The sequence below is a fragment of the Streptomyces sp. NPDC055815 genome (assembly GCF_053616475.1).
On the sequence record NZ_JBSHDU010000068.1, the window covers coordinates 22,121 to 43,244 of the forward strand.

Annotated in this window: 17 protein-coding genes; 12 read left to right on the top strand and 5 right to left on the bottom strand. The window is 73.7% G+C overall.

All coding sequences use genetic code 11. The features are described from left to right. Nucleotide 1 precedes the first annotated feature (1 nt). Nucleotides 2–1,132: a polyamine ABC transporter substrate-binding protein gene (locus ACWGN5_RS32145; protein ID WP_453521795.1), complete on the bottom strand. Its 1,131-nt coding sequence runs from the start codon at nt 1,130–1,132 to the stop codon at nt 2–4. Between the two features lie 160 nt (nt 1,133–1,292). Then, nucleotides 1,293–2,531 (bottom strand): aromatic ring-hydroxylating oxygenase subunit alpha, encoded by a 1,239-nt coding sequence (locus tag ACWGN5_RS32150; RefSeq protein WP_453521797.1) that lies wholly within the window; start codon nt 2,529–2,531, stop codon nt 1,293–1,295. A gap of 366 nt (nt 2,532–2,897) precedes the next feature. Here ACWGN5_RS32150 and ACWGN5_RS32155 point away from each other — a divergent pair, with 366 nt between their 5' ends. From ACWGN5_RS32155 to ACWGN5_RS32190, 8 genes are all read left to right on the top strand, one after another. Next, nucleotides 2,898–3,497, top strand: coding sequence for a hypothetical protein (locus tag ACWGN5_RS32155; RefSeq protein WP_453521800.1), 600 nt, complete (start codon nt 2,898–2,900; stop codon nt 3,495–3,497). Continuing rightward, nucleotides 3,494–4,879, top strand: coding sequence for an NADH-ubiquinone oxidoreductase-F iron-sulfur binding region domain-containing protein (locus ACWGN5_RS32160; RefSeq protein ID WP_453521802.1), 1,386 nt, complete (start codon nt 3,494–3,496; stop codon nt 4,877–4,879). The genes ACWGN5_RS32155 and ACWGN5_RS32160 overlap by 4 nt, the downstream gene beginning before the upstream one ends. Continuing rightward, nucleotides 4,876–5,067 (top strand): ferredoxin, encoded by a 192-nt coding sequence (locus tag ACWGN5_RS32165; RefSeq protein WP_453521804.1) that lies wholly within the window; start codon nt 4,876–4,878, stop codon nt 5,065–5,067. The genes ACWGN5_RS32160 and ACWGN5_RS32165 overlap by 4 nt, the downstream gene beginning before the upstream one ends. A 1-nt stretch (nt 5,068) precedes the next feature. Beyond that, nucleotides 5,069–7,138: an acetate--CoA ligase family protein gene (locus ACWGN5_RS32170; protein ID WP_453521807.1), complete on the top strand. Its 2,070-nt coding sequence runs from the start codon at nt 5,069–5,071 to the stop codon at nt 7,136–7,138. Between the two features lie 63 nt (nt 7,139–7,201). Further along, nucleotides 7,202–8,371, top strand: coding sequence for an acyl-CoA dehydrogenase family protein (locus tag ACWGN5_RS32175; RefSeq protein ID WP_453521810.1), 1,170 nt, complete (start codon nt 7,202–7,204; stop codon nt 8,369–8,371). 54 nt (nt 8,372–8,425) lie between these two features. Continuing rightward, nucleotides 8,426–9,598 carry an acyl-CoA dehydrogenase family protein gene (locus tag ACWGN5_RS32180; RefSeq protein WP_453521813.1) on the top strand — a complete coding sequence of 391 codons (1,173 nt, stop codon included), beginning with the start codon at nt 8,426–8,428 and terminating at the stop codon, nt 9,596–9,598. A gap of 166 nt (nt 9,599–9,764) precedes the next feature. After that, nucleotides 9,765–10,376 carry a TetR/AcrR family transcriptional regulator gene (locus ACWGN5_RS32185; protein ID WP_453521815.1) on the top strand — a complete coding sequence of 204 codons (612 nt, stop codon included), beginning with the start codon at nt 9,765–9,767 and terminating at the stop codon, nt 10,374–10,376. A 94-nt stretch (nt 10,377–10,470) separates the two neighbouring features. Then, on the top strand, nt 10,471–10,791 hold the full coding sequence (locus ACWGN5_RS32190; RefSeq protein ID WP_453521817.1) for a hypothetical protein: 321 nt from the start codon (nt 10,471–10,473) through the stop codon (nt 10,789–10,791). Nucleotides 10,792–10,807: 16 nt separating this feature from the next. Here the strand turns inward: ACWGN5_RS32190 and ACWGN5_RS32195 are convergent, their stop codons facing one another. Continuing rightward, a complete protein-coding gene (locus ACWGN5_RS32195) occupies nt 10,808–11,347 on the bottom strand; it encodes a GNAT family N-acetyltransferase (RefSeq protein ID WP_453521820.1) in 540 nt (179 codons plus the stop codon). A gap of 361 nt (nt 11,348–11,708) precedes the next feature. On the opposite strand from ACWGN5_RS32195, the gene ACWGN5_RS32200 reads away from it, so the two are divergent. Together ACWGN5_RS32200 and ACWGN5_RS32205 are read left to right on the top strand one after the other, a co-directional pair. Further along, nucleotides 11,709–14,123 (top strand): FxsB family cyclophane-forming radical SAM/SPASM peptide maturase, encoded by a 2,415-nt coding sequence (locus ACWGN5_RS32200; RefSeq protein WP_453521823.1) that lies wholly within the window; start codon nt 11,709–11,711, stop codon nt 14,121–14,123. Next, a complete protein-coding gene (locus tag ACWGN5_RS32205; protein ID WP_453521826.1) occupies nt 14,120–16,237 on the top strand; it encodes an ATP-binding protein in 2,118 nt (705 codons plus the stop codon). The genes ACWGN5_RS32200 and ACWGN5_RS32205 overlap by 4 nt, the downstream gene beginning before the upstream one ends. A 43-nt stretch (nt 16,238–16,280) precedes the next feature. Here ACWGN5_RS32205 and ACWGN5_RS32210 read toward each other — a convergent pair whose 3' ends face one another. Beyond that, nucleotides 16,281–17,858, bottom strand: coding sequence for a glycerol-3-phosphate dehydrogenase/oxidase (locus tag ACWGN5_RS32210; protein ID WP_453521829.1), 1,578 nt, complete (start codon nt 17,856–17,858; stop codon nt 16,281–16,283). Beyond that, on the bottom strand, nt 17,855–18,454 hold the full coding sequence (locus tag ACWGN5_RS32215; protein ID WP_453521832.1) for a TetR/AcrR family transcriptional regulator: 600 nt from the start codon (nt 18,452–18,454) through the stop codon (nt 17,855–17,857). Before ACWGN5_RS32215 ends, ACWGN5_RS32210 begins: the two co-directional genes overlap by 4 nt. A gap of 74 nt (nt 18,455–18,528) precedes the next feature. Between ACWGN5_RS32215 and ACWGN5_RS32220 the strand changes: the two genes are divergently transcribed. Both ACWGN5_RS32220 and ACWGN5_RS32225 read left to right on the top strand, forming a co-directional pair. Next, nucleotides 18,529–20,124, top strand: a complete 1,596-nt coding sequence (locus tag ACWGN5_RS32220; RefSeq protein WP_453521835.1) for an FAD-binding oxidoreductase — start codon at nt 18,529–18,531, stop codon at nt 20,122–20,124. A 61-nt stretch (nt 20,125–20,185) separates the two neighbouring features. After that, a complete protein-coding gene (locus tag ACWGN5_RS32225) occupies nt 20,186–21,067 on the top strand; it encodes a diacylglycerol/lipid kinase family protein (RefSeq protein ID WP_453521836.1) in 882 nt (293 codons plus the stop codon). Nucleotides 21,068–21,124 lie beyond the last annotated feature (57 nt).

Below are 21,124 nucleotides of genomic sequence, written 5' to 3' on the forward strand. Positions count from 1 at the left end.
GTCAGCCCGCCTTCACGTCGGTCCAGGCGGCGTCGCGGGCCTTCTCGCCCGCCGCGGTGCCGTTGCGGAAGAACCTGTCGTCCCTGAGGTCGGCCGCGGTCACCTGGCACTGGGGGAAGGGCTCCACGAGTGCCGTGTAGGTGTCCTCGGTGCCGCGCACCGGCATCGGGTAGCCGATGTACTCGATGTTCCGCTTCACGTTCTCGGGCCGGAGCATGTAGTCGATGAAGAGCATGGCGGTGCCGGGGTGCGGTGCGTCGGCGGGGATGGCGTAGCAGTCGGAGTTGACCGGGGCGCCCTCGCGGGCGGTCTCGAAGCCGAACACGGAGGGGTCCTCGGCCTGGGCGAGCATCGCGGCCATGTCCCCGCTCCACGCCTGGGTCATGTCGGCGTTGCCGTTGAGGAGGTTGTTGTAGCTGTCGCTGGAGAAGCCGCGCAGCCGGGGGCGCAGGGTGCGCAGGGTGTCGGTGACGCGTGCGAGGTCGTCCGGCCGCTCGGTGGTGAGGGGCAGGCCGTTCTTGAGCGCGCCGACGGCCAGCACCTCGTCGCGGTCGTCCAGGACGAAGACCTTGCCCTTGGCGTGGTCGTTCCACAGGTCGTCCCAGGAGCCGGTGAGGTCGCCGAGCCGGTCCCGGCGCCAGCCGATGCCGGTCTTGTACATGGTGAAGGGGACGGTGTGGGCGGAGCGGGGGTCGTACCAGGGGTCGGCGAAGTAGTCGTACGCGCCGAACACGGCCTCGGCGTTCCTCAGGCGCCCGTGGTCGATGCGGCGCAGCCGGCCCCCGCGGGCGAGGCGCTCGGCCCACTTCGCCGTGGGGAAGATGACGTCGTAGCGGTTGCCGGCGTTGAGTTTGGCGGCCATGCCCTCCATGGAGTCGTAGTTCGACTGGACGACCTTGACCCCGTACTCCTTGGAGAAGCCGGCGAAGACGGCCGGGTCGACGAAGTCGGCCCAGTTGAAGTAGACGAGGTCGCCGTCGACCTTGACGTCGATGGGGGCGTCGGCGGCTGCCTGGCCGGCGGCGTCGGGGGTGGACGAGAAGCCGCAGCCGGCCGCCGTGAGACCGAGGGCGGCGCCGGCGCCGGCGCGGAGCAGCGAGCGGCGGGACAGGGAAGGTGCCTCGGGGGACATGGGGTCCTCTCCGTAGGGCCGCTGGGGGACGGCGGGTGGGCAGTACAGCCGTGCGGGGTGCGGGGTGCGGGGTGCGGGGTGCGGGGTGGGGAGTGACGGGGGTGCTGAGGTGCGGGGTGCGGGGTGACGGGGCGTTGAGGTACGGGGGTGGGCGTGCCGCTCAGTGGCCCGGCGGGGCGGAGTGCGGTGCGGCGCCCCCGGGAGCTGCGGGGTCCGAAGGCTCTTCGGGGCCGGCCAGGTCGGCGCGGATGCGGTCGGCGAACCAGCCGACCGCGAGCTCGCGCCGGGACAGGGGGCCGGGCTCGAACCCCGGCGTGGACAGACCGCGTTGGACCCGGGCGACCAGCTCGGCGTCCTCGTCGTTGGTGATCCACCCGATGCGCATGTTCAGGCGCCGGGCGAGGCGGGTGCGCAGCCCGGTGCCGCGGCGGGTGTAGAAGGCGCCGGGGACGGCGACCCGGTCGACCGCGGTCGGCACGGCGGTCCACGCGAGCACGTGGTCGGGGTAGAAGTCGATGAGGGTGTTGGGGTAGATCACGGCGTACCGCCAGACCCTGCGGTCGGCCTCGGTGAGGCCGGGCATGGGTGCGGTGACGCGCTGGTAGAGCCGCTCGGCCCAGTTGGAGGAGGGCTTGGCGCGCAGCGGTGAGGTGAAAAGGACGTAGGAGTCGTGGACCTCGGAGCCGTAGCCCTGGTAGTCGAGCAGGCGCATCAGACCGGGGTGGGCGACGGGTACGTGGTACCCCTCCAGGTAGTTGTCGACCGCGACCTTCCAGTTGGCCTCCTGGACCTCGGCGCCGGCCAGGTCGTGGATGCGTTCCCGGCCGACCGGCACCAGGTCCGCCCCGGCGTAGTGCCCGACGGCCTCGGCGAGTCCCGCGCAGCTCTCGGCGAGCGGAACGGCGCCCGGGTCGAGGTTGACGAAGACGAAGCCCAGGAAGGACTCGACCCGGGCGGGGAACAGGCCGAGGCGGGGTCTGTCGAGGCAGGGGATCTGCCGGGCCTCGGGGGCGCCGACCAGGCTGCCGTCGAGGTGGTACGTCCAGCCGTGGTACGGGCAGCGGATCGCCTTTCCGGCCGGTTCGGGGGCGGTGACCAGGCGGGTTCCGCGATGGCGGCAGACGTTGAGGTGCGCGGCGAGGCCGCTGTCCTCGGTGCGGACGACCATGACCTCCCGGTCGGCGACCGTGGCGGCGAGCCGGGCCCCGGGTCCTGGCAGGTCGGACTCGTGGCACACGAGCTGCCAGGACCTGGCGAAGACCTGGCGGGTCTCGGCGGCGGCGAGGGCGGGATCGGTGTAGTGGCGGGCCGGCAGCGCGGGAGCGGGGAGGTCCCGGACGGCCGTGTCGGGTGCGGTGGGTGCGGTGGGTGCATCGGGTGCGGGGGCTCTGGGGTGCATCGGTGACTCCTCGTGCCGTGGGGCGGCGAGCGGTGTCGGGCGTCGATGTCGTGCGAACCGGCTGCGGGCAGCGGGTCGGGGCGGGAGCCGGGACCGGCTGACCGATGGGACAGCCAGAGTGGTGGCTGAATTCCGCCGGGTCAAGACTTGTCGCTGACCGATCGGTCAGCTAGCTTGGTTATTGCCTGACCGATCGGTCAGTAAACGTGTTTCTGTCGCTGCTTTGCCATCACACCGCTTCTGACCTGCGTCTTCGCTCGTCAGCCCGGTGATTTTGGCCCACGGCCCTTGCGCCGGAAGCAGCCCGGCGAGCCCTGGCATCCGCCCCGGCACGCACCTCACTCGCTCTCCTCCCCGGAGGCACGCATGAGTGGTCGTCGACATCTGGACTGGCTCGGGCTCACCCCCGAGCCGGAGCGGGAGCTGCCCGCAGCCGTCGCCGCGCTGCGAGCCTCCCTCGGCACGGCGCGGCACCCGCCCCCGGACCGGGCCGAACTCGCGGCCGCCGAGCGGCGCCGGGTGGAACGCCTGGTGCTGCGGGGCAGCCGGCACAGCTGGTTGCGCTACCTCGCCGAAGCCACCGCGCTGGTGACCGCCGTGGCCCTCCGGCTCGATGAGCAGGATGGCGAGGACGGCCACGCGGACGCCGACGTGGACATGAGCGCGGACGCGGACATGAGAGCCGACGCGGACATGAGAGCGGATGCGGACACGAGAGCCGACGTGGACACGAGAGCCGACGTGGACACGAGAGCCGACGCGGACACGGACGCCTCGACCGCGGCCGCGCTGCTGGCCGCCGAGGTGATCCTCGACCACCACCGCATGCTCATCGGCCTGCCAGGAGCGGGATACGGCCGCACCGCGGGGGACCGCGCCGCGCTCGAAGGAGCGCTGCGACTCCTGCGTACCCGGTCCCGCACCGCCGGACCCGCCCCCACCGCCCGTACAGGAGACGGCACATGACCCGCAGCCTCCCCCCGACCCCGACCACGACGCACCCCCTGACCACCATCCGTTGCCCGACCGCCCCCGCGCCGGGTTCCGTGCTGGGCGCGACGCCGTACGCGACGGAGAGCGCCGAGGCGTACGAGGCCACCGGTGGCTACGCCGCCGCCGTCACCCCCGACGAGCTGCTCCACCACCTCGACGCCTGCGGCCTGCGCGGCCGCGGCGGCGCCGGATTCCCGGCCGCCGTCAAGCTCCGCGCCGTCCGCGAGCACGGGCGACGCGGCCGGGGGAGCGGTGAGGGCTCCACTCGTGCCGGTACTCCGGTCGTGGTGGCCAACGGGGAAGAGGGCGAGCCCGGTTCGGTCAAGGACCGCTGGCTGCTGCGGGCCCGCCCGCACCTGGTCCTCGACGGCCTCGTCCACGCCGCCGCGGTCACCGGCGCCGCACACGGCTACGTCTACCTCTCCGACCCGGAGGCGGCCCGCCGTCTCCGCGGGGCCCTCGCCGAACGCCTACCGCCGCTGCCCGTCGACGTCGTCGAGACCGCCGCCGGCTATGTCGCCGGCGAGGAGACCGCGGTCGTCCGCCGGATCGACGGCGGTCCCGCCCTGCCGACCGCCAAACCGCCCCGCCCCTTCGAGCGGGGAGTCGGGGGCGCGCCGACCCTGGTCGCCAACGTCGAGACCCTCGCCAGGATCGCGCTCGTCGCCGCCCGGCCCGACCTGCGCGAGCCGATCGCGCGCTCCACCCTGGTCACCCTCTCCGGCGGCAGCGCCGTACCGGAACTCACCGAGGTGCCGTACGGGGTCCCCCTGCGCACCCTCGCCGCCGCCCACGGCACCCCGGCCCCGGCCGGCGCCCTGATGGGCGGCCTCTTCGGCGGGCTCGTCGACGCACGCGCCCTGGACCTGCCCCTCGAACCCGGCGCGCTCGCCGCCGCGGGCACGGCGCTCGGCTGCGGAGCGATCCGCTTCCTCACCGCCGACGTCTGCCCGGTGGGCGCCGCCGCCGACGCGATCGGGCACCTCGCGGCCGAGAGCGCACGGCAGTGCGGCGTCTGCGTGTCGGGCACGACCGCGATCGGCGACGCGCTGGAGCGCCTCGCCTCCGGCGCCGCCGCACCCGACACCGCCGAGCGGCTGCATCGATGGGCGCGGGGACTGCCCGGGCGGGGTGCGTGCGGGCTCCTCGACGCCGCCGCCGGGCTCGCCGGAAGCCTGCTGCGCGCCTTCCCGGCACAGGTCGGGGCCCATCTCGACGGGCCCTGCCCGGTATGCCATGCCGACGCCCCCGAACGAGGCCCGCACCGGCTGACCGTGCCGGTGCCGTTCGTCGGCACACCCTCCCCGGCCCCGCCCGCCGAGCCCCTGGCCGCCGTCCTGGAAGGAACGTCATGAAACTGCTGCTGGACGCCACACGGTGCAACGGCTACGGCCTCTGCCAGGAGAACACCCCCGAACTCGTCGAGCTCGACGAATGGGGCTACGCGAAGGTCGTCGTCGTCGACGTGCCGCCCGCCGCCGAGGACCGGGCCCGCGCCTGCGTGGAGAGCTGCCCCAACTCCGCCCTGCGCGTGGAGGGATGAGATGACGCGTGATCTGACCTCGCTCTTCGACCCCGGATCCGTCGCCGTGGTCGGCGCCAGCGACGACCCGGCGAAGTACGGCCACGCGGTCGCCGCCCAGGCCCTCCGCGCGCCCGACCGGCGGCCCGTCCACCTGGTGAACCGGCGCGGCGGCACCGTACTCGGCCGGACGGCCGCCACCTCCCTCGGCGCGATCGGCGAGCCGGTCGACCTGGTGGTGATCTCCGTACCCGGCACCGGCTTCGAGGCGGCCGTCGACGACGCCCTCGCCTGCGGGGCGAAGGCGATCGTCGCCATCACCGCCGGCTTCGCCGAGGCCGGTCCCGCCGGTCTCGCCCGCCAGCGGGCCGTCGCCGAGCGGGTCCGGGCCGCCGGAGCCGTGCTCGTCGGCCCCAACTGCCTGGGCATCGCCGACAACACCACCGAGCTGTACCTGGCCTCGGACCGGTTCGCGCCCGGCCGTGTCGCCCTGCTCAGCCAGAGCGGCAACCTGGCCCTCGAACTCCAGCTGCGCGGCACCCCGCACGGCCTCGGCTTCTCCCGTTTCGTCTCGCTCGGCAACCAGGCCGACGTCACCCTCGTCGACCTCGTCGAGGACTGCGCCCGCCACGAGCCCACCTCCGCGATCGCCGTGTACGCCGAGGACTTCGGCGACGGCAGGGCCTTCGCCCGGGCCGCCGCCGGGGCCGGCAAGCCCGTGGTCCTCCTCACCGCCGGCCGCGGCAGCGCCTCGGCCCGCAGCGCCCGGTCGCACACGGGGGCACTGACCACCTCGGCCGACGTGGTGGCCGCGGCCTGCCGCGACGCCGGCGTCGAACTCGTCCGCACCCCACGGGAGATGACCGTGGTGCTCGCCGCCCTGGCGGGCGGACGGCGGACGACCGGCCGGCGGACCGCGGTCCTCACGGACGGCGGTGGCCACGGCGCGGTCGCCGCCGACGCCGCCGAGGACGCCGGGCTCGACGTGCCCGAGCTCGGCGCCCCGGCCCAGGACCGGCTGCGGGGCGTGCTGTGGGAGCAGTCCGCCGTCCGCAACCCGGTCGACCTCGCCGGCATGGGGGAGCAGCGTCCCCTCTCGTACGCCGACACCGTCCGCGAGCTCCTTGCGGCCGACGAGGTCGACGCCGTCCTGATGACGGGCTACTTCGGCGGGTACGCCGCCTCCGAAGGCGGCCTGGGCAGCGGGCCGGCCGGCGGCTCCGTCCTCGCCGAGGGCGAGCAGCGGGCCGCGAAGGAGATCGCCGGACACCTCGCCACCACACCGAAGCCGCTGGTCGTGCAGTCCCTGTACCCCGAGTCGCCCAGCTGCCGGGCGCTCGCGGAGGCCGGCGTCCCGGTGTTCGCCGCCACGGAGGACGCGGCCCGCGCCCTCGCCGCGCTGACCGGCCGCGCGGCGGGCCCTCCGACCGGGGTGGCCGCGCCGCCGGCTGCCGCGACGCCCCTGGGGGACCCCTCGTACCACGGGGTGCGGGCACTGCTCGCCGCGGCCGGAGTGCCCTTCCCGCCGGCCCGCGCGGTCACCGGCGAGGCCGGGCTGCTCGCCGCTGCCGACTCCTTCGAGGGCCCGTACGTCCTGAAGGCCCTCCACGTCCTGCACAAGTCCGACGCCGGCGGGGTGGCGCTCCGGCTCGACGACCGGGACGCGCTCCTCGCCGCGTACCGGCAGATGCACACCCGCCTCGGCGCCCCGTCGTACTCGGTGGAGGCCATGGCGGACCTCTCGGACGGCGTCGAACTGATCGTCGGCGTCCACCGCGACCCCCGGTTCGGCCCGGTGGCGATGGTCGGCCTCGGCGGGGTGCTCACCGAGACCCTGCGCGACGTGGCCTTCGCCCTCGCGCCCGCGACCGCCGGCTCCGCCGAGCGGCTGCTGAGGGGGCTGCGGACGGCCGCCCTGCTCGACGGCGTGCGCGGCCGTCCCGCCGTGGACGTGACGGCGGCCGCCGCTGTCATCGCCCGTATCACCGAGGTCGCCGCGGCCCACCCGGAGATCGCCGAGCTGGAGGTCAACCCGCTGCTCGTACGCCCGGACGGCGCCGTCGCGCTGGACGCGCGCGCCGTCCTCGGCTGACCCCCGCTCCCGCCCCTGTCCCGTATACCCCCGCACAGCTTCCTGCCTGGAGGAACCCGCACCATGGACTTCCGCTACACCCCCGAGCAGACCGAGCTCAAGGCGCGCGCCGCGGCCTACACGCGGCTCCTGATGCGGTACGAGGAGCAGTCCGAGGAAGCGGGCGGCCCGCTGCCGGCCGACACCGTGCGGGAGCTGACGAGGGCCGCGATCGACGCCGGCGTCTACGCCATCAACATGCCCGCCGAGTGGGGCGGCGCCGGACTCTCCCTCCTCGACCAGGTGATCGTCGAGGAGGAGTTCGGCAAGGTCACCAACTGCCTGTGGGACATTCCCTGGCGGCCCGCCAACGTCCTCGCGTACGGCACCGAGGCCCAACGCGAGAAGTACCTGCTGCCGGTGATCCGCGGCGAGCGCTTCGACGCCTTCGCCGTCACCGAGCCCGGGGCCGGATCCGACCCCGGCTCGGGCACGAGCACCGCGACCCGCACGGCGGGCGGCTGGATCCTCAACGGCGAGAAGTGGTTCGTGACCTGCGGCGACATCGCCGACTTCCTGCTCGTGCAGGCCGACGCCGGGCCGGGCCGCGCGGCGACGCTGTTCTTCGTCGACAAGCAGGCGCCGGGGGTCAAGATGACGCGGGTCCCCCGTTTCATGCACTCCGCGGTGAACGGGCACCCCGAGTTCCGCTTCACCGACGTGTTCGTACCCGACGAGGACGTGCTCGGCGGCGTCGGCAACGGCTACGAGCTGACGAAGGAGTGGTTCACCGACGAGCGGCTGATGATCGCGGCCCGGACCGTCGGCGCCGCCGAGCGGGCCCTGGAGCTGGCGCGTGACTGGGCGGTCGGACGCCGTCAGTTCGGCTCCCGCATCGCCGACTTCCAGCTGATCCAGGGGATGCTCGCCGACTGCGCCGTCGACATCGCCGTCAACCGCGCCTACACCCACCAGATCGCCTGGGAGGCCGACCAGCCCGGGACCGACCGCAAGACCCTGCACGCCAAGGCCTCCACGGCGAAGCTCGCGGCGAGCGAGGCCGCCGGCCGGGTGGTCGACCGCTGCCTGCAGATCTTCGGCGGGCGCGGCTACGACCGCTCGTACCCCGTCGAGCGGATGTACCGCGAGCTGCGCGTCGACCGGATCTGGGAGGGCACCTCGGAGATCCAGCGGCTGATCATCGCCAACGAGCTGATCAAGCGCGGCACCGGGGCGCTGGCCCTGCCGCGCTGAGCCCACCACCCCGCCCTGCCACCCACACCCACGCCCGAGAGGACCAGCACCCCCATGGACTTCCGTCTCACCGCACGCCAGCAGGAGCTCAAGGAAGCGGCCCGTGACCTCACCGACTTCCTCACGAAGTACGAGCTCGACTGCGAGGAGAACAACGGTCTGCCGCCCCAGGCCCACGCCGAGATCCGCGACGCCGTCCTCGACAGCGGCCTCCAGGCCGTCAACATGCCGACCGAGTGGGGCGGCGCCGGACTCACCGTCCCCGAGCAGGTCGTCGTCCAGGAGGAACTGGGCCGGCTCACCGGCGCCCTGTGGGACATGGTGTGGCGGCCGGCCAACGCCCTCGCGCACTGCACGCCCGAGCAGCGCGAGCGGTACCTCGTGCCCGTGATCCACGGGCGCCGGCGCGACTGCTACGCGGTCAGCGAGCCCGAGGCCGGCTCCGACCCGCAGAACCTGCGCACCACCGCGACCCGGACCACCGACGGCTGGGTCCTGAACGGCGAGAAGTGGTTCGTCACCGTCGGCGACCACGCCGACTTCATGATCGTGCTCGCCGCCGCGGGGGAGGAGCGGGCGCCGACACTGTTCCTCGTGGACAAGGACACCCCCGGCATCGAGATGACCCGGGTGCCCCGCTGGATGCACACCTTCGTCTACGAACACCCCGAGTTCACCTTCACCGACGTACGCCTGCCCGAGGACGCGGTGCTCGGCGGCGTCGGCAAGGGCTACGACCTCACCCGCTCCTGGTTCTCCGAGGAGCGGCTGATGATCGCCGCCCGCACGATCGGGGCGGCCGAGCGGGCTCTGGAGCTGGCGCGTGACTGGGCGGTCGGACGCCGTCAGTTCGGCTCCCGCATCGCCGACTTCCAGCTGATCCAGGGCATGCTCGCCGACTCGGCGGTCGACATCGCCGTGAACCGCGCGTACACCCATCAGGTCGCCTGGGAGGTGGGCGAGGCCCTGACCGACCGCAAGACCCTGCACGCGAAGGCCGCGATCGCCAAGCTGGCGGCGAGCGAGGCGTCCGGTCGGGTGGTCGACCGGTGCCTGCAGATCTTCGGCGGGCGCGGCTACGACCGCTCGTACCCCGTCGAGCGTCTGTACCGGGAGCTGCGCGTCGACCGGATCTGGGAGGGCACCTCCGAGATCCAGCGGCTCATCGTCGCGGGCGAACTCGTCAAGCGCGGGACGGGTGTCCTGCAGCTTCCGACGACCCCGTGAGGGCTTCCAGCCGTACCCGGGGCGCCTGGCGGGGCAGGATGGGCAGGGATGATGGTCGGGGACGGAGACCGGATCCGGGACCGGGACGGCAAGAGGGGCCGGAACCAGGACAGGGGCCGATACCGGTGCCGAGACCGATGCCGAGACCGAAAGTGGGAATGCCGACGTGACCAAGGCCGAGCGCGCAGTCGAGACACGGGAGCGCATCCTCAAGGCCGCGTGCGAGGTGATCGCGGACATCGGGTTCGAGAACGTCAGCATGCGCAAGGTCGCCGAGCACGCGGGGGTGTCGAAGGCGCTGCTCCACTACCACTTCGACACCCGCGAGAAGCTCTTCGCCGAGGCGATGACGCACTCGTTCGCGCAGACCGGCACGGACCTCGACGGCGGCGACGCCGACGTGCCGGCCGGCGTCCTGCTCGCGCGCATCGTGCGCACCATGCTGCCCACGGACGAGGAGCTCCGGCAGGACTGGAAGCTGTGGCAGGAGCTGTGGGTGCGCGCACAGCGCGACGACGCGGCCCGGCACCTCGCCGTCGACCTCTACGACCAGCTCCACGCCTGGGTCGGCGGCGCGGTGGAACGCGGCATCGCCTCGGGCGAGTTCACCCCCTGCGACGTCGCCGCGATCAGCACCCTGATCCTGGCGCTCTGCGACGGCCTGGGCATTCGCGTGATGCTCGCCGACCCGCATGTCGACCTGTCCACGGCCCGGTCGACGATCTGGTCGGCCATCGCCCCGTCCCTCGGCATCTCTCCCGCCTTCCCCGAGGCCTGACCCGGCGGACGCCGCTTTTCCTGTCCTCGGCCTATGGCAGGCGCGCCCGTACCTCCATGATGGAAGGGGCACACCCGCCGAGTGGAGGTCAGCCATGGATCCCTTGTCTCTTGCCATCGCCGGGGCCCTCGCGGCCGGGGTCGCCACGGGGGTGGGCGAGTCCACCGGAGGGGCCCTGCCCACGCTGTGGCGGCGCGTCAGGGAGCGCTTCGCGGGGCGCCCGGCCGTGCCCGAGGCGGAGGGGGAGATCGCGAGGGCGCTGGACGAGGAGTTCACGCGCGACCCGTCGTTCCGGCAGGAGTGCGAGGCGCTGTGGAACCAGGCGGCGTCCGGCGGCGTCGCCAACGCCTTTCACGGCCAGGCGAAGAACGTCGTGCAGACGGGTGAGATCCATGGCGGCCTGACGATGGGGTGACACCCCTCACCCGCGGTCACTCCGCGCCCCTGCCTGCTCCTACGGAGGGCAGGGGCATGTCCGCGGTGATGGCCCACCGCTCGTGGTCGCGCCAGACGCCGGCGATCCTGATGAAGCCGGGCGACAGGCCCTCCCTCCGGAAGCCGAGCCGCCGGACCAGTTCGCGGGAGGCCACGTTGCCCGGCTGGACATCGGCTTCCAGGCGGTTCAGCCCCATGACGTCGAACGCATGGTGCACGGCCAGTGCCACGCCGGCGGACATGTACCCCTGGCCGGCATGGGGAAGGAACGCGGCATAGCCCAGAACTCCCCGCTGATAGGGACCGCGCACGATGCCGTTGATATTGATCATTCCCACGAGGTCGCCCTGGTCCCGGTGGGCCAGCACCATGCAGGCGGCGGTCACCTGGTCCGATCGGGCCAGGTAGGAGGCGAAACCCCGCTGTGTGCGGGGTAGTTCGACCCACGGATGATGGAACTCGGCGCTCTTGCATGCCAGTTCGAGGAATCGCGGCTCGTCGGCAGCGACGACGGGTCGAAGCACGACCTGTGACACCTGATCACATTCCCTGCGCACGCGGCCGAGTGTAGGGCAGCGCCACGGGGAGAAGGGAAGACGGAAGAGGTGAAGAGGACGGGGACAGCGGGGCGCCGTCCTGCTAGCCTGGAAAGCGAGGGGCTCCCTCTTTCACGGATCTGCGCACTTTCGATCGGCCAGCATCTCCAGCCGCACCGGAAAAGGTGACCATGACCGGAAACGAACCTCTCGGGCGTCCGCTTCCCGACCTCAGGAACGTCTCGCTGGCAAGCCTCTCCATGGACCGCGCCGGTCTGGTCGCGGAATTCCGCACCCACGTCGTCAGCCCGGAGGGCCCGGCCCGGATGGCGGCCTTCAACTCCGAAATCGGTGGGGACGCGTGCCTCCCTTCATCGACCAGTACGTCCTGAAGGTCCACGGCACCTGCGATCTCGCCTGCGACCACTGCTACGTGTACGAGCACGCCGACCAGAGCTGGCGGACGAAACCCCGGACGATGAGCCCGGCCGTCGCGGCACAGGTCGCGCAGCGCATCAAGGAACACGTGGACAGGCACGCGATACCCATGGTGCGCATCACCCTCCACGGAGGCGAACCGCTCCTTCTCGGCGTCGCGCGTCTGCGCGAGCTGATCCACACGCTCCGCACCGCCCTGGACGACGTCACCCGGCTCGGCCTGCAGATCCAGACCAACGGCGTGACGCTCGCCCCGGCCTTCCTCGAACTCTTCGCCGCGACGGGGGTGACGGTGGGGGTCTCGCTCGACGGCGACCGGGCCGCGAACGACCGGCACCGCCGGTACGCGAACGGCCGCAGCAGCCACGCCGCGGTGCTGCGCGGCCTGGACCTGCTGCGCCGCCCGGAGTTCCGCCACCTCTACGGTGGGATCCTCTGCACGGTGGACGTCGCGAACGACCCGATCGCCGTGTACGAGGCGCTGCTGGAACAGGCGCCGCCCCGGCTCGACTTCCTGCTGCCGCACGCCACCTGGGCGCAGCCGCCGCCCCGGCCGAGCGGGACCCCCGCGCCGTACGCCGACTGGCTGGGCCGTATCCACGAACGCTGGATCGCCGACGGCCGGCCCGTTCCGGTCCGCCTGTTCGACGCCCTCGCCGTGGCGGCTTGGGGAGGTGCCGGCGGCAGCGAGGCCGTGGGACTCCGGCCCGTCGCCCTCGCCGTCGTGGACACCGACGGATCCTGGGAACAGGCGGACTCCCTGAAGACGGCCTACGACGGCGCCCCGGCGACCGGCATGTCCGTCTTCACGCACAGCGTGGACCAGCTCGCCGGCCATCCCGGGGTCGCGGTCCGCAACCAGGGGTACGCGGACCTGTGCGCCACCTGCCGTGCCTGCCCGGTGGTCCGCGTCTGCGGGGGAGGCCTCTACGCTCACCGCTTCCGGCCCGGCAACGGATTCGACAACCCGTCCGTGTACTGCGCCGACCTGAAGCAGCTGGCGTCGCAGATCCCGGCCGCCCGGATGCGGGGGATCGCCGCTCCCACCCCTCCCCCCGTCCACCAGCTGCCGGACGGAGCCTTCGACGAGTTCGCCGCCGGTGCGGGCACCGTCCGGGGCACGGAAGCCCTCGCGGCCATGCAGCTCTCGCTGACCAGGGCCCTCGTGGCGAGCCTGGAGCCGTCCGACGGAGACACCTCGGACCTGGCGGTGGCGGCGTCGCTCGGCCGGCAGCTCCTCATGGAACTGGACAGCAGCCACCCGGCGGAGACCGCGGAAGTCCTCCGTCACCCGTTCGTCCAGACCTGGGCGAGAGGCCGCCTGCGCAGCGAGGCCGCCACAGACCGGGGTGCCGACCCGGGGGACGGAGCGCGCGACCGGGCGCACATCGCCGGGATCGCCGCGGCCGTCGCCCGGCGCGCGGGCGTCACGACGCGCCTTCCCCTGCCCGTACGGGACGGCCTCGCGCACCTGCCGGGACTGGGCGCGGTGCGGGTGGAACAGGCAGGACCCACGGCAGAGGTGACCGTCGAGGGGCCGGACCGGCCCCTCGACCGCTGGATCGGCGTCAGGCGGCTGACCGCACCCTGGCTGCCCCTCGCCCTGGACGACCTCGACCCGTACCGAGGCGCTCCCGTCGAAGACGTCGCCCGCCACGAGCTCGCCGCCCTCGACCGGCTCTCCCCGCGGCAGTGGACGGCCTGGCAGGTCGCACTCAGCCGGGCGGGACGCGAGCTGACCCTGTTGGTCCCGGAGTACGCCACGCCGCTGCGGGCGGCCCTCCGGGTCGTGGTGCCGCTGCGGCCGATGCCGGGGAACGGGAACTCGCCCGCCCGCCGCCGGCGGACGCCGTTCGGCGCGGTCGGCCTGGCGCTGCCCACGGGAACCGTCGACGGGGCCGCCACGCTGCTCCGGGAGTTCCAGCGCGTCAAACTCGGCGCGCTGATGGACGCGTACGTCTTCTTCGACACCGCGGGGCCCGCCACCCTCCGCGTACCCGGGCGAGACGTCCCCGTACCGGTGGCGGAAGCGCTCCACGACCTCTACGCCCGGGTCGCCCTGGCAGAACTCTGGCGTGCGCGTGCCATCGGGCCGCCCCCTCAGGAATCGCGGGGCGAAACGCGGTCGGCACAGGCCGCCGTGGCCTTCCGCAGCCACCTCACATGGGCCGACGCCGCCGTGGACGCGCTCGCCGCCCGGGCCGGGCAGGCCCCGGCCGGAGCGCGGTTCGTGACCGGGCTGCGCACCGCGATCGACCGCCTGGCGGCAAGCCCGGCCCCCGGGCCGACGGCTGCTCGCCACGCGTCCACCGTACGAAGAGCGGGGGTGTCCGCGTGACCACGGACAGCGGGAACAATGCCTTCGCCGGCCGCGCCACCCACGTGGTGCAGGCCGGGATCATCTACGGCGGCGTGCACGGCCGCGGGGACGCACCCTCGCCACCGGCCCTGCCGGTGCCGCGACAACTGCCCCGAGCCGTCACCTGTTTCATCGACCGGTCGGACGGCCTGGCCGCGCTGAGCGCGGTCGCCACCACGACGAACGGCGTCGCCACGGTCTCCGGACCGGCCGGGGTCGGCAAGAGCGCGCTCGCCGTCCACTGGGGACACCAGGCGAGGGACCGGTACCCGGACGGCCAGCTCTACGCGAACCTCAGGGGCTACGACCGGCTCGCTCCCCTCGCGCCCGAGGAGGTCCTCCACGGGTTCCTCTCGGCCCTGGGCGCGCCGGCCGACCGGATACCGGGCTCGCTGGACACCATGTCCGCGCTCTTCCGCTCCCTGCTCGACGGGAAGCGGGTGCTCCTGGTCGCGGACAACGCCGGCAGTGCCGACCAGATACGGCCCCTGCTCCCGTCCGCGCCCGGTTGCTTCACGATCGTCACGAGCAGGAGCCGGCTCGGCAACCTGACCGCCGTGGACGGCGCCACCCCCGTGCAGATCGGACCGCTGGACACGCCGCACGCGGTGGAGCTGTTCCGCAGGCTGTCGGGCGACGATGACGGGGAAGGCGCGATCCGGCTCGTCCGGCGCTGCGGCCGCCTCCCGCTCACCGTCCGCATCGCCGCCCAGCAAGCGGGCTCCGGCACGAGTCTGAGTGAACTGATCGAAGAGCTGGAAGGTGACGGCCGCCGACTGGAATCGCTGTCCACGCCCGATGAGCGAAGTGGAGTGCGCACCGTGTTCTCATGGTCCTATCAGCAACTTCCCCCCGCCGACGCCAGGGCGTTCCGGCTGCTCGCGCTGCATGCCGGGCCGGACTTCTCCGTGTCCACGGCCGCCGCGCTGATCGACCGGCCCGAGCCGGAGACCGTGCGGCTCCTGCGCGGGCTCGTGGCGGTCAACATGCTGGAGGTGGCGGGACCCAGACGGTACGGCTACCACGACCTGCTGCGGGACTACGCGCGGGAGCGGGTCGCGGAGGAGGAGACCCCGGAGGCACGGGCCCACGCGCTGGGCCGCGAACTGTCCCACTACCTGCTGATGGCGGACGCCGCGGACCGGGTCCTGGTCCCCGAGCGTCAGCACGTACCCCTCGAACACCACGCGCACGACGGGGTCCCACCGTTCCCGGGGCCCGAGGCGGCCCTCACGTGGTGCGACGCCGAACTGTCCAGCCTGGTGCCCGCCGTGGGCCAGGCGGAGGAACTCGGCCTGGACGACGTGGCCTGGAAGCTGCCGGTGGCGCTGGTGTACTTCCTGCGGCTGCGCCGGCACGACACCCACCGGCGGGCGCTGTCGGAGACCGCCGTGCGGGCCGCCCGTCGGCTGCACGACCGGTGGGCCGAGACCTGGAGCCTCATCTGTGTCGCCGGGGCGGAGTCGGACATGGGCCTCCACGAAGACGCCATGCGGCACTTCACCGAGGCGCTGACGATCAGCCGGGCCATCGACGACAGTCACTGGCAGGCGACCAGCATCTACAACATCGCCTGGACCCTCCGCCTCATGGGGCGCCACGAGGAGGCGCTGGAACGCCAGCGGGAGGCACTGCCGATCCACCGGAGCAACGGTGACCGGCGGGGCGAGTCGATCACACGGACCGAGATGGGCGCGTCGAGTCTTGCCCTCGGCCGGCCGACCGCGGCGTACGAGGAGTACGAGAAGGCCCTGGCCGGTGCCCGGACGTCGGCCGATCTGCCGACCGAGGCCAAGTCCCTGCACGGCCTCGCCGAGGTCTGCCGGGCCGTCGGCCGGACTGACGAGGCGATCGGCTGGTACGAGCAGGCCATAGACGTACGACGACGCATCGGCGACCTGTTCGGGCTGGCCCGCTCGCTCGACGGACTCGCCGGAGAGCTCACCGTCGGCGGCCGTGCGGTCGAGGCCCAGGAGGCCCTGGTCGAGGCGGTCGCGATCCTGGAGGCCCTCGGGAATCCGCTGGCGGAGGAGGTACGACGCCGTCTCGTGGCGAGCAGCGGCGGGACGGATCCCGGAACAGACGGGCAGTGAGCGGCGCCCCGGTCCGGGTGTCCGGGCAGGGGCGCCGTCTTTCTCACCCCACCTGGGCCGTACGGGCGAGGGCGTCGCGGGCCGCTGCCTCGGCGGTGGCGCGGTCCTCCGGGACCAGGCCGATGCGGGTGCGGCGGTCGAGGAGGTCGGAGGTGTCGAGGGCGCCTTCGTGGCGGACGGCCCACACGAGTTCGGCGCCGGTGACGGGGTGGCCGGGGACGACGGGTGCGGCGAGTGCGGGGTCCGCGAGGCCGAGGGCGTGGACGGCCGGTGCCTCGGAGCCGTACCGGTGGACGAGGCGGGGCGGCACGTCGAGTCCGGCCAGGGTCTGCGGCGAGGCGGCGCCGACGAGGGGGAGTGACGCGGTGCGGCACGCGCCGGCGGTCAGGCCCCGGGCGGCCACGGCCGCGTCGACGGCGTCCTGGGCCATGCGGCGGTAGGTGGTCAGCTTGCCGCCGACGACGGTGACGATGCCGTCGGGCGAGGTGAGCACGGCGTGCTTGCGCGAGATGTCGGCGGTGCGGCCCTCCGAGTCCCGGGTGTCGAGCAGGGGCCGCAGTCCGGCGAAGGCCCCGACGACGTCCGGGCGGTGGACGGTGACGTCGAGGGCGGAGCCGAGGACGTCGAGGAGGAAACCGATGTCGGTCTCGGGGACTTCCGGCACGTCGGGGACGTCGCCGTCGACGGGCTCGTCGGTGAGGCCGACGTACACCCGGCCGTCGCCCTGGGGCAGGACGAGGACGAAGCGGTTCGTCTCGCCGGGGATCGGGATGTGCAGTCCCGCGGAGAGCCGGCCGAGGGTCTCGGAACGCAGGACCAGATGGGTGCCGCGCGAGGGCCGGAGACGTACGTCGTCGACGAGGCCGCCCGCCCAGACTCCGGCCGCGTTGATGACGGTACGAGCGCGGACGCGCAGCTCCTGACCGGTGGTCTCGTCACGGACCAGCGCGCCGTCGTCGTGGAGTTCCAGGGCCCGGGTGCGGGTGAGGACGCGGGCGCCGTGGGCGGCGGCGGTGCGGGCGATCGCGGTGACCAGGCGCGCGTCGTCGGAGAGCTTGCCGTCCCAGGAGAGGAGGCCGCCGCGCAGCCCGACGGGGCGCAGGGCCGGGGCGAGGTGCCGGGTCTCGACGGCGGACAGCGTGCGCGGCTGCGGCAGCGTGCGGCGCGAGGTGCGGGCGCCGACGCGCAGCAGGTCGCCCGCGACGAATCCGGCGCGGGCGAGGGCGGCCTGGCCGCGGCTGACGAGCGGGGTGAGGGGGAGCACGAAGGGCTGGGCGCGGACGAGGTGGGGGGCGGTGCGCTCCATGAGGATGCCGCGTTCGACGGCGCTCTCGTGGGCGACGTCGAGTTGTCCCGACGCGAGGTAGCGCAGTCCGCCGTGGATCAGCTTGGAGCTCCAGCGGGACGTGCCGAACGCGAGGTCGTGCGCGTCGATCGCGGCGACGCTCAGTCCGCGGGTGGCGGCGTCGAGCGCGGCTCCGGCTCCGGTGGCGCCGAGCCCGACGACCAGGACGTCGACGACGTCGCCGTCGGCGAGCCGGTCCAGTTCGCGCCGGCGCCGTTCGGCGTTGAGCGAGGAGCCGGGCAGGGCGATGCCGCTCGTGGGGTGCACGGGGTTCATGGCGTGAGGGTCCTCTCAAGGAGGGTGCGCAGCTCGTCCAGGAAGGCGGCTTCGCTCAGGTCGGGATCGGTCTCGTCGGTCATGGTGCGCAGCGAGAGCGTGAAGGACTGGACGACGAGCAGCAGGGACCGGGCCTGCAGGTCGGGCCGGACGTGGCGGACGGAGCCGTCCTCGTGGCCGTCCTCGAGGGCGGTGTGGAGCAGCCCGAGCAGGGCGTCCTGGCTGGCTCCCCGCCGGTCGAGGATGTACGGCAGCAGCAGTTCGGGGTCGACGTCGAGGATCTTGTGGAACAGCGGGTGGGCCCGGAACGCGGCGGCTCCGGCGACGAGCCCCTCGACGATCCGGTCCCGCTGGGGCCGGTCGTCCTCGTCGGGCTGCATGGCGCCGGCGGCGACGGCGATCCACTCACGGGTCATCAGGTCGCCGACGAGGCTGCGTACGTCGGGCCAGCGCCGGTACAGCGTCATCCGGGACACGCCCGCGCGCCGGGCGACGTCGGTGAGGGTGGTCCGGCGCACGCCGACGGCGAGCACGCAGTCGCGTGCGGCGTCGAGTACGGGATCTGCGTCCACATGGTTGTGACGAATGGGCGTCATCTGTCACAGTGTAATGCCAGCGCGGGCCGAGTGGCAGCGCCGTTCGTGAACCAGACCGTGAGGAACCTCTCGAAGTGGACATGTTGTGGAGCGGCTGGGGCGACCCGGCCAAGGCGGCGCCCCTGCCCGAATCGGTGACCGGCCTGCTGCGGGACCTGCTCGGCGTCACCCCGCGCGAGAGCGGCCCGTCCGCCCTCGCCGACATCGACGCACCCGCCCCGGCACTGACCGACGAGGCGAGCGCCGCCCTGCGCGCCGCCGTCTCCGCACCGGACGGCGTACGGGACGACACCGAGACCCGCATCCGGCACACCCGCGGCAAGTCGACCCCCGACCTGCTGCGCATCCGCGCCGGAGAGGTCGACGACATCCCGGCCGCCGTCGTCCTCCCCGGCAGCCACGACGAGGTCCTCGCCGTCCTCGCGGCCTGCGCCGAACACGGCCTGTCCGCCGTCCCGTTCGGCGGCGGCACCTCCGTCGTCGGCGGCCTCGCGCCCACCACGAAGCGGCCCTTCGTCGCCCTGGACCTGCGCCGGCTCGACCAGCTCCTCGCCGTCGACGAGGTGTCGCGCACCGCGACCCTGCAGCCCGGACTGCGCGGCCCGCAGGCGGAGGCCCTGCTCAACGCGCGGGGCTGGACGCTCGGCCACTTCCCGCAGTCCTTCGAATGGGCCACCGTCGGCGGCTTCGCCGCGGCCCGCTCCAGCGGCCAGGCCTCGGCCGGCTACGGACGCTTCGACGAGATGGTCCTCGGCCTGACCGTCGCCACCCCCGAAGGCACCCTGGAGACGGGCCGCGCCCCCCGCTCGGCGGCCGGCCCCGACCTGCGGCAGCTCATCCTCGGCTCCGAGGGCGCCCTCGGCGTGATCACCGCCGTGACCGTGCGCGTCCGGCCCCTGCCGGAGAAGCGAATCTACGAGGGCTGGCGCTTCGCCTCCTTCGAGGCCGGCACCGCCGCCCTGCGCCGGCTCGCCCAGGACGGCCCGCGCCCCACCGTGCTGCGGCTGTCCGACGAGTCCGAGACCTTCATCGGACTCGCGCAGCCGGACGCCATCGGCCACACCGAACTCCCCGAGAACCCGGGCTGCATGGCCATCGTCGGCTTCGAGGGAACCGAGCAGGAGACGGCCGCCCGGCGTGCCGCCGCCCGTGAGGTCCTCCTCGCCTGCGACGGCGAGTTCATCGGCGAGGAGGCCGGCGACAAGTGGGAGCACGGCCGCTACAACGCGCCCTACCTGCGCGACGCGCTGCTCGACGCCGGCGCGTTCGCCGAGACGCTGGAGACGGCCGCCTTCTGGTCCGCGATCCCCGGCCTCTACACGGCGGTACGTGACGCGCTGACCAGCACCCTCACCGAGGCCGGCACGCCGCCGCTCGTCATGTGCCACATCTCCCACACGTACGAGAACGGCGCCTCGCTGTACTTCACCGTGGTCTCCGCGCAGGGTGAGGACGCCGTCGCGCACTGGGCGCCGGTGAAGCGGGCGGCCAACGACGCGATCCTGGCGGCGGGCGGCACCATCAGCCACCACCACGGCGTCGGCACCGACCACCGCGACTGGTACGCCCGCGAGATCGGCCCCCTCGGCATCCGTATGCTCCAGGCCGTCAAGGCCGAGATCGATCCGTCCGGCGTGCTGAGCCCCGGGGTCCTGATCCCCGTCCGCTGAGCACCGCCCCCGAAGCCCCTCCCTCCCGAACCCCCTCTTCTGCCGTCCGGAGGCCATATCCATGCGACAGTTCACCGCCGTCGTCAACCCCACCGCGGGGGGTTCCAGCGGCACGGCGGGCCTCCTCCCGGTGGCCCGGCTGCTGCGGGAGGCGGGCGCGCGGCTCGACACCGTCTACAGCCGCAGCCTGGAACACGCACAGGAACTCGCCCGGGAGGCCGGGGCGAAGGGGCACGTCGTGCTCGCCGTCGGCGGTGACGGCATGGCCGGCACCATCGGCGGCGCGCTCAGCGGCACGGACACGGTCTTCGGACTGGTCCCCGCGGGCCGCGGCAACGACTTCGCGCGCGCCCTGGGGCTTCCCACCGACGCCCCGGGCCTCGCCAAGGTGCTGCTCGACGGTGAACCGCGGGCCGTCGACACCATCCGGGTGGAGTCCGCCCAGCACGCCGGGACCTGCGTCCTCGGCAGCGTGTACGCGGGCGTCGACGCGGTGGCCAACCGCCACGCCAACGCCTCGCGCCTGCTGCGCGGCGCGGCCTCCTACTACGCCGGCGGCCTCCGGGCGGTCCTCGCCTGGAAGCCCGCCGCGTACCGCATCACCATCGACGGGGTCCGGCACGAGCGCACCGGCTACACCGTCGTCGCGGCCAACTCCGGCTTCTACGGATTCGGCAGGAACATCGCACCGGGCGCGCGGGTCGACGACGGCCTCCTCGACATCGTGGTGATCAAGGAGGCGCCCAAGCGGCTCTTCTTCGCCATGATGAACGAACTGAAGACGGGCGCGCACGTGAAGCGTCCCCAGATCGAGATCCTGCAGGGCAAGGAGGTCCGCATCGAAGCCGACCGCCCCCTGCCGTACGGCGCGGACGGCGAGGTCGACGCGACCCTGCCGGTGACCCTCAGGGCGATGCCCGCGGCCCTCCGCGTACTGGCCTGACCACGGTCGCGGAACGCCCACTCCCCGGCGGGCCGGGTCAGCCGAGGGCCGCCGGGG